The sequence below is a fragment of the Corynebacterium mendelii genome (genome assembly GCF_017307055.1).
GTDB lineage: Bacteria > Actinomycetota > Actinomycetes > Mycobacteriales > Mycobacteriaceae > Corynebacterium > Corynebacterium mendelii.
This window is the reverse complement of record NZ_JAFLEQ010000005.1, coordinates 31,003-41,563: the sequence shown is the minus strand read 5'-3', so window position 1 is coordinate 41,563 and position 10,561 is coordinate 31,003. Positions and strand designations below refer to the sequence as shown.

At 65.8% G+C, this 10,561-nt stretch carries 9 protein-coding genes; 4 read left to right on the top strand and 5 right to left on the bottom strand.

All coding sequences use genetic code 11. The annotated features are described in order from the left end of the window. The first annotated feature begins 69 nt into the window (after nt 1–69). Together JZY06_RS03160 and JZY06_RS03155 are read left to right on the top strand one after the other, a co-directional pair. Nucleotides 70–306 carry a hypothetical protein gene (locus tag JZY06_RS03160; protein WP_207118373.1) on the top strand — a complete coding sequence of 79 codons (237 nt, stop codon included), beginning with the start codon at nt 70–72 and terminating at the stop codon, nt 304–306. A gap of 63 nt (nt 307–369) precedes the next feature. Beyond that, nucleotides 370–756, top strand: coding sequence for an RNA-binding S4 domain-containing protein (locus JZY06_RS03155; RefSeq protein WP_207118372.1), 387 nt, complete (start codon nt 370–372; stop codon nt 754–756). 50 nt (nt 757–806) lie between these two features. On the opposite strand, the gene JZY06_RS03150 is transcribed toward JZY06_RS03155, so the two are convergent. The 4 genes from JZY06_RS03150 to JZY06_RS03135 form a co-directional block, all read right to left on the bottom strand. Continuing rightward, nucleotides 807–1,856 carry a GTP pyrophosphokinase gene (locus JZY06_RS03150; RefSeq protein ID WP_207118371.1) on the bottom strand — a complete coding sequence of 350 codons (1,050 nt, stop codon included), beginning with the start codon at nt 1,854–1,856 and terminating at the stop codon, nt 807–809. 132 nt (nt 1,857–1,988) lie between these two features. Next, nucleotides 1,989–4,514 carry a malto-oligosyltrehalose synthase gene (gene treY, locus JZY06_RS03145; protein ID WP_207118370.1) on the bottom strand — a complete coding sequence of 842 codons (2,526 nt, stop codon included), beginning with the start codon at nt 4,512–4,514 and terminating at the stop codon, nt 1,989–1,991. 117 nt (nt 4,515–4,631) lie between these two features. Continuing rightward, nucleotides 4,632–5,357, bottom strand: a complete 726-nt coding sequence (locus tag JZY06_RS03140; protein WP_207118369.1) for a hypothetical protein — start codon at nt 5,355–5,357, stop codon at nt 4,632–4,634. Between the two features lie 192 nt (nt 5,358–5,549). Further along, nucleotides 5,550–5,906 carry a hypothetical protein gene (locus JZY06_RS03135; RefSeq protein WP_207118368.1) on the bottom strand — a complete coding sequence of 119 codons (357 nt, stop codon included), beginning with the start codon at nt 5,904–5,906 and terminating at the stop codon, nt 5,550–5,552. Between the two features lie 513 nt (nt 5,907–6,419). Between JZY06_RS03135 and JZY06_RS03130 the strand changes: the two genes are divergently transcribed. Further along, nucleotides 6,420–7,583 (top strand): DNA cytosine methyltransferase, encoded by a 1,164-nt coding sequence (locus JZY06_RS03130; protein WP_207118367.1) that lies wholly within the window; start codon nt 6,420–6,422, stop codon nt 7,581–7,583. Between the two features lie 31 nt (nt 7,584–7,614). On the opposite strand, the gene JZY06_RS03125 is transcribed toward JZY06_RS03130, so the two are convergent. After that, a complete protein-coding gene (locus tag JZY06_RS03125) occupies nt 7,615–9,006 on the bottom strand; it encodes a BRCT domain-containing protein (RefSeq protein ID WP_207118366.1) in 1,392 nt (463 codons plus the stop codon). 342 nt (nt 9,007–9,348) lie between these two features. Between JZY06_RS03125 and JZY06_RS03120 the strand changes: the two genes are divergently transcribed. Further along, nucleotides 9,349–10,113, top strand: coding sequence for a hypothetical protein (locus JZY06_RS03120; RefSeq protein WP_207118365.1), 765 nt, complete (start codon nt 9,349–9,351; stop codon nt 10,111–10,113). Nucleotides 10,114–10,561: the final 448 nt, after the last annotated feature.

Genomic DNA, 10,561 nt, shown 5'->3' with positions numbered 1-10,561 from the left:
AAAAACACGGGGGACAAACCCGGCGCGGGACAGTGACAGCCGGGACAGCGGGGCGGTTATGATGGTGTCATGTCACTTCAGCGCCGCCCGGTCAATCCCGTTGAAAAACGCAAAAGAGATGTCCGCCGCTACTCGCAGCAGGCTGTTGTCGGCGTCGGTTCCGGAATCGTCGGCGGCGTGGTCCTGGGGCTGGTGGCCGGCAGCTGGGGCTGGTTTTTCTTCGGACTGCTGTGCGCCCTGGCCATCGGCGGGGTCAATGCCTGGCGCATCAACAAGATCATCAGGCACCGCGACGACTGGTCCTAGCTTTTTTATCCGGCACAAACACCCACTTTCAGCGGCGGACGACGAAACACTCACGCAACGATCATGACGACGGTTCCCACCACCGGGCAGGCGGTGCGCATTGACGCCTGGGTATGGGCGGTACGGCTGATAAAAACCCGTTCCGCCGCGGCCGAGGCCTGCAAAGCCGGTCACGTCAAACTCAACGGGCAGGCGGTCAAACCCTCCCAGCAGGTGGTTGCCGGTGACCGGGTGCGGGTGTGGGTCAACCACCGGGAACACCATGTCGAGGTCACCCAGACGATAAGAAAACGCGTCGGCGCGGCCGTGGCCCGGCAATGCTACATCGACCATTCCCCGCCGCCGCCGCCGAAAGAGGTTCTCGCCTCCGTACCGGTGCGTGACCGCGGGACAGGCAGACCCACCAAACGTGAGCGGCGCGAACTCGACCGGCTGCGCGGGCGGCGCTGACACTGCGGCCGCCGCGCGCGGCGGCCCTGCCGGGGAGCGCACCCCATCGGCTACTGCTGCGTAGCGGTGTCGGCAGGACTGTCGGCCCGCAGCTGTGAATCATCGACAATACCGTCGATGCGCATCTGCTCCAGGCGGGCGGGAAGCCGTTCGGCCCGGGCTTTCGCCCGCATACCGGTGTGTTTGGTTTTGATGATGTGATCGGCCCCGAAGCGGCGCAGCAGAAGATCATCGATCAGCCGCACCTGGCCGGGCACGAACCGGTAGCGCATCGACTGCTGCACGGCGGAGATATCCCGGTCGTCGAGCAGGTCTTTCAATTCCCCGACGGTCGTGATGCCGTTGAGCGCCAGAATCTCCTCCAGCCAGCCGTAGTACTCCGATTTCGACCGCGGGAAGCGGTTGCCCACCAGTACTGCCAGCACACCGGGCAGGGTTTCGGCCGTGAGCTGCACATCATGGCTGGCCCCCACCCCGCCGTCCTGGATGGCGGCAATCTGGTCGAACTGCTGGTCGGCCAACTCGATCAGGCCGGCAGTCAGGGTGAAGGCCCGGTCGATACGCGGATCCAGCACAGCGGAGCCGCGCTTGTAGCGGATATCGTGCTCGAATTCGGCCCAGGCGTGCTGCAGCACGGTGCGGATCTGCACCTCGAAAGTGAAACCGGCGTAGTCCGCCAGTCCGTCGACCGCGGTGTCGATCCGGCAGATCAGGTGGTGGGAGCCGTAGCCGAAGGAACCGGAAATCCTGGTCTGGGCGGTTTTGTCCACCGATTTCAGCACCGTGAACGCCTCCCGCAGGACCTCGATGACCTGCGGGATTTCAGTCGAGCAGAAGGTGGTGACCCGCACGCCGACAATATCGTTGATCTCTTTCCACGGTTGCCGGTAGAACAACTCCCCGCCGGGGGTGAGTGAGGTGGCTTTGGTTTTCAGGCTGCGCCACTTTTTCACCCGGCAGGTCACCCTGTCGTAGGTGACCCCGGCATCGACCAGAAGATCCTCGATGGCGTCGGTGAAATCCTCCGCCGCCGCCGGATGCGCCCGCACCCAGTCGCGGTAGTGGTGGTGAAGATCGTTGATGGTGGTCGGTGCAGTCATGGTGTCCCGGCCTTCATCCGGGGATGGTCGTGTCGTGGTGGAAACGGGTGGTGGAAAAAACCGGCGACACCACCCGCGTCCCCTTTATAGCCGGGGACAACAGCAGTGTGGCGCGGTTGTCTGCCGTGGGTGTTATCCGGCGGCACCGTCGTCGGCCAACAGCAGGGCCACGGGAAGCAACGCGAACAATTCATCGGCCGGCACCACACCGCTGAAACTGCGGCCGGTCAACCGGTCGGTCCACTGCCCGGCCGGAAGGGTGACGGTGGTGCCCCGCCAGCCGCCGGCCGCAGCCAGGGTCAGAGGACGGCGCACCCCGATACCGATGACCACCGGTGCCGGGGAATCCTTTTCCGAACGGGCGATACCGACAATATGGTTGTCGGCATCCCCCACACCGAACACCGGCTGGTAGCCGCCGGCCACGAACACTTCCGGCCGGTCGCGGCGCAGCGTCAGGCAGCTGGCCACGACAGCCTGTTTGATCCGGTCCGCACAGCGGTCCAGCAGCGGGTAACACGCCCGGGCCGCATCGCCGTGCCACCGGGTGGGGCCGGTGGCTGATTCCCCGTCGTCGGCTGCTGTTTCTGCGGCGGCGACAATCGCGGGCACCGGTGGCGTGCCGGCCGATATTTCGTCGAGGGTCTGCGCCCGGGCGGTGTAGTCGACGAAGCGGCGGTTATCCGGATCGACCAGGGAATCCTCGATGTATTCGGTGCCCTGGTAGACATCCGGCACCCCGGGTGCGACCAGCTGCAGAAGCTTGCGGGCCACAGACACCTGTACCCCGGCACCGGCGATCTGGGTGACGAAAGCGCTCAGCCGGCCGGTGGCCGGGCCGTCGCACAGCGCCTCAATCCAGTTGGTGACGGTGGCCTCGAATTCACTGTCGAGATCAGTCCAGGTGGAATGGACCCCGGCTTCCCGGACCGCTTTTTCGGCGTAGGCGGTGAAACGGTCTTTGACCTCGTCGGTCATCTGCCCGTCGGCGGGCCAGACCCCGAGAAGATTCTGGATGAGGAAATGTCCGGTGCCGCCGTCCGGCGGCGGGGTGATGGCGGTGACGTCTTTGACCGTGTCAGAAAAATCGTTGGGCACATCGGTCAGTTCCAGAATCCGCGCCCGGACATCCTCGCCCCGTTTGGTGTCGTGGGTCGAGAGCGTGGTCATGGCTTTCGGCCACAGCCGGGCGCGCTCGCGCTGCAGCAGATGGAATTCGGCCGGACCCACCCCGAAGCGGCCCGGTGCCCCGCCCACTTCCTGCAGGGCCACCAGGCGGCAGGCCCGGTAGAAGGTGGTGTCTTCCACACCCTTGGCCATCACCGCGCCACAGACCTGGGCGAAACGCACCGACGCCTCCCCGTCGGCGACCAGGGCCGCGGCAATCAGATCCAGGGCGTCGCGCCGGGCGGGGAATTTGCGGTTCATCTCCGCGATGACAGTGGCGGTCACCCGCGACAGGGAAATGTAGTCGGCCCGGTAGACCGGCATGGCCGCGACCAGTTCCACAATCGTGTCGATGAGCACTTCCTCGGTGACATGGTCGCCGGCGGTGGAGAAATTGTCCCGCCTGACCGCCCGCGCCAGGCGGGTGACCTCTGCGGCGAGTTCGTCACGGGCGACGGTGCGTTTCAACTCGGTTTCGGTGGCCATGATCGCCGCCTCATCCCAGGTCGAGCCGGACTGCTGGAAAGCCAGCATGGACAAATTGTCCTCGGCTTCCCGGGAGACGAAAATACCGTCGAGTTCCCGCAGCGCGTCATAGCCGGTGGTGCCGTCGACCGCCAGACGCGGATCCAGCGGCTCGTCGACGCCGAGGATTTTCTCGATCACCAGCCAGCGGTCTTGTCCGATGACTTCCCGCAGTCTGTTCAGGTAGCCGAAGGGATCAGCCAAACCATCCGGGTGGTCGACCCGGACCCCGTCGATGACATCGGCGGCCACCAGCTCCCGCAGCACCCGGTGGGTGCGTTCGAACACTTCCGGCGACTCCTGGCGGATACCGGCCAAACCGTTGACGGAGAAAAACCTCCGGTAGCCGATCACCCCGGCCCGCCAGTACATCAGCCGGTAGCTTTGTGCCTCATGCACGGCCACCGGGTCATCACCTTCAGTACCCGGGCGCACCGGGAACACATGGTCGTAGTAGCGCAGCACCTGCGAGCCGTCGATCTCGTCGAGGCGCAGCGCATCCAGGTCGTCCTCACTGCCGAGCACCGGCAGCCCCAGTTTCCCCCCGGAGCCGTTGTCGGCGTGCCAGTCGATATCGAAAAACGGCTCGTACTCGGAATCCTTGCCGTAGGTGAGCACATCCCACCACCAGGCGTTGGTGGCCGGGTCATCGACCCCGACATGGTTGGGCACAATATCGACAATGATGCCCAGGCCCGCCTCGTGGGCGGCGGCAGCCAGCGACTTCAGGCCCTTCATGCCGCCGAGTTCCGGATTGACCTCGGTCGGGTCAATCACGTCATAGGCGTGCGCGGACTCGGCGGGGGCGGTGAGAATCGGTGACAGGTACAGGTGGCTGACCCCCAGCTGCGCCAGGTAGGGAACAATGGCCTGCGCATCGGCGAAGGTGAAACTGCGGCCCGTGGGATCGGCTTTCGGCCCACGCAGCTGCAGCCGGTAGGTGGCGGTGATCGGTTGGGAGGTCATGGTCAGGCAGAACCTTTGTCAGTGTGCGGTCCCGCTTTCGCCACGGGACCTGGAATCTACACACCAGCGTAGATGAGGGGCCCGGCAAGGGGGCCGGTAGCGGGGCGTTGACGCCGGCTACCAGCCGCGGGGCACGGGAAAACCCAGACTGTAGACCATCGGCTGGTCGGTCAGTGCCTGGGACGGGGCGTTTTTGACGGTCCGCCGCGCCCAGGAATGCACCACCGTCTGGTCGGCGGCCGCCGGAACCACCACCAGCTGCCGGGGATCGGGGGCGTACCAGAAAAGATCCCCGCCGAGTTTGGTCGACGCCCACTGCGACAACATGGTGAAAGATTCCGGATGCGCCAGCCAGGCGACACTGCGGCCCCCGGGGGAGGCGATCTGCAGGCCGCACGTGTCCTGCCCGGTCAGCGCGCAGGCGTTGCGGTAGAAAAACGTGGTTCCCCCGGACGTCCAGGCGCTGTCGATGAGATTCATCGCCGCCCGGCGCCACAGCTCACCCAGACCCAGCCCCAACCGGTCGACGGTGCGCACCGACACCATGTCGGAATGGTGGGTGAACGCGCAGCGCATCTTCTGGTTCAGTGTGACAGTGGCTGTCTCGGCGCGGAAACCGGTGTCGGTGAACTGGACCGGACAATGGTCCTGCGGCACAACCACCGGGAAAATCCGGCGCACATCCACCGGGCGGGCGGAATCGGGGCCGGCGGAGTTCACTCCCGCGGCCGGCCGGGCTGCCGGTACGGGGCGGGAATGGCACGGATTGTGGGTGTGGTCACCCTCAACCGGATGGCGGGTGATGGTGGTGCGGGCTACCCTGGCGGGCGCGGGCGAAGACATGGGACGACGAAACCCCCGGAAACGTGTGTGCTGCCCGGTCCCGGTGCTATTTTTCCTGTCACAGGTTACGGCCCCCACCGGACAAAGACGGTGGTACGGAAAAAGGAAAAACAACACGGCAGGCGGGCAGATGGGATGGATAGCGGGATACAGCGGGTGGCCGGAGGACCGGCTGCCCGCAATCGAGATCTCCTAGAAAAGATCTGCACCGTTGTATGACCGCCCGATGCGCCCGACGGTTCCATCACTCTCCCAGGCCCACCCCCATCCGGGGTGGATAGTGGGGTTATTGCGCTGGTCAGACACAATCTTGGCGGCGGTATCCCGGATCCACTGCGGTACCGTCGGCCGGTTGATCACATCGATGACATGGGTCCGGACGGCGTCACCGATGGCCCAGCGCCGGTCGACATGGGTGAATTCGATATCGCCGAGCGTGCGGCGGCTGAGATTCGGGGCCTTGGCCCTGTCGCCGATGCCTCTGCCCCGCCAGTCGTCCGGGCCGAAAGCCAGGACGGCTAATGCATCGGCGATCCGCTGCTCGCTCACGCCCCGGGCCGCTGATCCCCGGCGGCATGGCTTCGGTTCCCGCAAGCAGCTCCGTGACCGCCGTTAAACGATCCGTGCCCCTCCTTGTGTCCCCGCCGCCATGACTCCGGCTGCCCGGAGGACAGCCGCAATGGTGTCATCGTTTATTTCCCGGAAGAAGATCCGGGGTGGTGCCACCGGGTCTTGCCACCGTCCGAACCGAAGCCGTCGTCGCCGAAGGGAAAGATCCACGCCGCCGGACGAATGTTTCCGGTGCATGTGCCGCACGGCCGGCCATGATCTTTTGCCTGGGTGAAAAAACGGTGTGTGCACCGCGTGCGGTGATGAGAAAAAACTCCCGCCGGAGGGGGTAAAACCGCAGTTTGGCGGTCCCGGTCACGGTTATTCAACTTCTGTCGTGCGGACATGAACCCGCCGGACGGGAGGCCGCCTGGCACCCGGACGGTTGTAGGGCCACTGGTTGAAAAACCGGGGACGTTGAGTGCTCTCGTCGGCGGCGGCTACACTTGCGCCATGCCCACATCCCAAACCCCTGACCTGCAGGGACATTCCACGATGGTGTCTTTGTACTCGGGGGCGGGGGGACTGGATCTGGGCTTTGCGCGCGCCGGGTTCCGGCCGGTGATCGCCAACGACATTGACCCGTATGCCATAGCCACCCATGACCGTATTGCACAGGTCACCGATCCCCGGTGGGCGGATGCGGCGGCCCTGTTGTCCACCACCCGGACGCTGTGCGGGGATGTGCGCGGGTTTACCGACCTGTTCGAACCCGGCATGGCCGATATTGTCATCGGCGGCCCACCGTGCCAGGGGTTTTCCGTTGCCGGGCGCATGGATCCGGACGACCCCAGGTCGAAACACGTCTTCGATTTCCTGTCCATTGTCGCCACCGTCAAACCCCGGGCCTTTGTGATGGAAAACGTTGCCGCCCTGGCGACGAACAAACGGTGGGCCGATGTGATTGCAAGCCTTCAGTCCAATGCCGCGGTGGGCTACAAAACACAGCTGGTGGTGCTCAACGCCGCCGGATGGGCTGTGCCGCAGACCAGGAAACGCATGTTCCTCATCGGTCTCCCGCCGCACGCCCCGCTGGTTGATTTCTCTTCCCCGCCCACCGCCGCACACCCGCCGACCGCACGGGAGACACTCTCCGGGCTGCCGCCGGCGGGAACAGCGGGCAATGAGGGGATATGCACGGCGAAAATCACGCTGGCGAAAAAACCTGTCCTACGCAAATCCCCGTTCGCCGGAATGCTGTTCAACGGCCAGGGGCGGGCCATCAACCTGGACGGGCCCTCCCAAACCCTGCCGGCGTCAATGGGCGGCAACCGGACCCCCATCATTGACGAAGCCAACCTGGCTGATCCTTCTGTCACGCCCTGGATCGTCGGTTACCACCGGCGGCTGTTCCACGACAACAAACCACCGCTGGCAGCTCTTCCCGCATCCGTCCCGCTGCGGCGGCTGACTGTGGAGGAAGCAGCCGCCCTGCAAACCTTCCCGACTGACATGCCCTGGGCGGGAACCCAGTCGGTGAAATTCCGGCAGATCGGCAATGCCGTCCCGCCGCTGCTCGGCTACGCGGTGGCCCGCCAGCTGCGGCAGGCACTTGACGCGGCAGAAACAACCACGCTTTTCCCGCCGGTGGCCGCCCCGGCGGGCCAGAGCGGTTGACCGGCCAGAAGGGATCAACGGGGCGGGGAGATTAAAACGGGGGTTCTTCCTGCATCGGGTCGGCGGCGATACCGAGAGCCTCATACAAGTCGGTGTCGCGCCAGATCCGGATGTCCTGGCCGTCCTGCTTGTAGCGCTCGGCTTTTTTCACCTTCGAGGTTTTCTTCCCCCAGTCACCGGCCACCAGAATCGTGGTTTTTTTGGTCACATTCGTTTTCAGCTGTGCGCCCTTGTCGGCGATCAACCGGAACAGTTCCTCTTTGCTGTGCGCCCCGAAATCCCCGGAGAGTACCACCAGCTGGCCGAACAGCACTCCTTCCGGGTCGGCGTCGGGATTGGGGTCGGGAATCGTCTCCGGGGCCTGGACCCGTGACCAGGGGGCCGGGCCGCGCCGGGAACCCCGGCCGCCACCCGACCGGCCTGACGCGGCCGGGGGTGCGGCTGCGGCAGCCGTTGATGTCTTTTTTGGTGTGGCGGTGCCAGCCGCCGGTGCGGGATAGGCGATGGCCGCATCGGCTTCCTCCAGCACCGGGGTGAGCGCCCCACCGGTCACCTGCCCGGGGGCAAGACCCGCAGCAGCAGCCAGTGCCCGGATATCGGAGACCGGTTGGCCTGTTCCCACCGCCAATGCGCAGGCGAGACGGACTGTTGCGGCCAGCCGGTCGGCCAGCGGGCATGTCTCATCCACCGGTTGCGGGTCGTCACCGGTGGGGGTGCCGCTCATAGCGGCCGCAGCCTGGATTTCACTGGCCCAGCCGGTGCTGTGGTGCAGACTGCGCCACAGCGCCAGGGTGCACATGACTTCTGCGGCGGGCACTGCCACCCCGAGGCGGGCTGCGGTACGCCGCAGAATCGACAGCACTTTGTAGGCGTTGTGGGCAACCAGGACCGCCTTCCCGGTTCCGGTGGTGGAGGCGGTGGCGGCCTGCTGTTTTTCCAACAGCGTCGACAGGGTGTCTGCCAGGCTGGTGAAGGTCTGTGTGTCGCGGGCGGGGTCGCCGGAAAAACTGTAGCGGTGCACAGCCCCAAGGTTGCCGTCGGTGACGGAGGCAACAGCAATGGCCGTCGGTTTATCCCACACCCCGTCCGGGGCGTCGGCGCCGATGACGGTGACACAGAAACCGGGAATGGACTGGGCGGCAACCGACGGTGCGTCCCCGCCGATGATCCGGTCGAGTTCACCAGCCAGAGCCTCCAACTGGTCGCGCTGGCCGGGGCCGAAATCAATGGCAAGCGGGGGAGTCGGACCGTCGATGACCAGTTTCTGGCGCAGCGGCCCCGGGCAGGTGTGTGTGGTGTAGCCGGTGATGGTGGCTACCTCAATGACCCGGCCCGGGCCGTACAGCGCCCGGGTGAGTTCATCCCGGTACACAGTCAGTGTGCCGCCTGCCAGGGTGATGGTCTGTCCGTGTGCGCGGATCACGGGGTCGGTCACGCTCCTCGGTGGAAGAAAAGGTGTGCGGTTGTTTCAAAACAGTGCCTTCCCCCTGACCCGGGACCCGGGTGGGGTGTTGCCCACCCAGCCTAGCGGCCGCCACCTCCACCGGCAGGCCGCACTGTCACGGCGCACAACCGGCCCAGTTGGTAGAATCCCCCGGTACACCGCCCTGCCCCTGCCGGCGGCAGCCGGTGTGTGTTGTCCGGGCAACGAAAATCAGCGCCCGGATGTTTGACCGGCGAACCCGGAGCCGCCCCGGATGCGGTTGTTTCCGGGTTTTTAACCCACCTTTATTTTCATTCCAGGAGTGACAGTTCTTTGTACCGTATGACCCCGTCCACCAAAGCCTTGCTGGCGGCCGCCCTGGTGGCACCGCTGGCGCTTGCTGCCTGCGGCAAAGATGATTCCGCCGAAACGGACGCCACCACCTCGGCGGCGGCCTCTTCGACAGCGGCGAGCTCCACCACCGAAAAAACCACCACCTCGACGACAACCAGCGAGAAGACCACCACCTCGACAACCACCACCGAGGAAACCACTACCTCGGAAGAGTCCACCACCGAGGAAACCACCTCCGAGGAGCCGTCGCCTGAACCGCCGTCAACTCCCGCCCCACAGCCGACCAGTTCGGCCCCGGCACCTCAGCCGTCATCTTCGGCCCCGGCCCCGGCCCCGGTAGACCCCAATGCGGCCGCCAACCGCCAGATGGCCGTCCCGGAGCTGACCGGGCCGAATCAGGCCACCGACGCCGACCGGTCCGCCATCCGGGATGTGATGGCCCGCTCCCTGTCCGGCCCGAACGTGCAGGCCGTGATGCTCAACGCCTTCAACAACACCTGTGACTCGGTGCTGGCGCAGGCCGGCGGCCGGGAAGCTGCGGTGAACATGGTCCAGCAGAACATTCCCCCGGTGCCGATTCCCCCGGGTGGTGAAGGCCGGATCGACAACGTCGACAACGTGATCGTCAACGGCAACGAAGCAACCGCCGTGGTGACCGCCACCGCGAACTTCCAGACCAACACCGAAAAGCAGTACTTCGTCCGTGAAGGTGACCGCTGGCTGCTGTGCGGCAAGGTGCCCAGCGTCCAGTAGCTGCTTTATCCCTCCTCCCCCGGGGCAGACCGGCCCGGGGTGGGGGATGATGCATGGCAGACAACCACACACCATCCGACCAGTGAGTTGGTCCCGCGCGATAAGCCGCTGTGCCCACCCGCACAGCCTGCGGGACCCACGGCCGGACGGTGTGTTTTTTCGTGCGTCCGTTGTTTTCCGCCCCCGGGGTTGGCTCGCGGTGGTTGTGCCCGTCAGCCCATCGGCCGGTCCGGTGCCGCGGGCGGGTGGGGGAGCGTGACTGTGCGTGCCGCAACCGTGAACCGGGTCAGGTTTGTCTCCCCCACCCTTCTGCGGCAGGCGCCGGGTATACGGTGAGGTGAGGGGAGGGGCGACAGGCGGACGGGCTTTAAAAAAACCGGCCGCAGCCGTGCCGCCGGTGGCTTGTGTGCGGGTGCACACGGGCACAGGGGGCGGGACAGGCTGCGGC

What these genes read in the sequence shown, in the direction of transcription:
- JZY06_RS03160 (WP_207118373.1), top strand. Translation starts at nt 70, where the DNA reads ATGTCACTTCAGCGCCGCCCGGTCAATCCCGTTGAAAAACGCAAAAGA.
- JZY06_RS03155 (WP_207118372.1), top strand. Translation starts at nt 370, where the DNA reads ATGACGACGGTTCCCACCACCGGGCAGGCGGTGCGCATTGACGCCTGG.
- JZY06_RS03150 (WP_207118371.1), bottom strand. Translation starts at nt 1,856, where the DNA reads ATGACTGCACCGACCACCATCAACGATCTTCACCACCACTACCGCGAC.
- treY (WP_207118370.1), bottom strand. Translation starts at nt 4,514, where the DNA reads ATGACCTCCCAACCGATCACCGCCACCTACCGGCTGCAGCTGCGTGGG.
- JZY06_RS03140 (WP_207118369.1), bottom strand. Translation starts at nt 5,357, where the DNA reads ATGTCTTCGCCCGCGCCCGCCAGGGTAGCCCGCACCACCATCACCCGC.
- JZY06_RS03130 (WP_207118367.1), top strand. Translation starts at nt 6,420, where the DNA reads ATGCCCACATCCCAAACCCCTGACCTGCAGGGACATTCCACGATGGTG.
- JZY06_RS03120 (WP_207118365.1), top strand. Translation starts at nt 9,349, where the DNA reads ATGACCCCGTCCACCAAAGCCTTGCTGGCGGCCGCCCTGGTGGCACCG.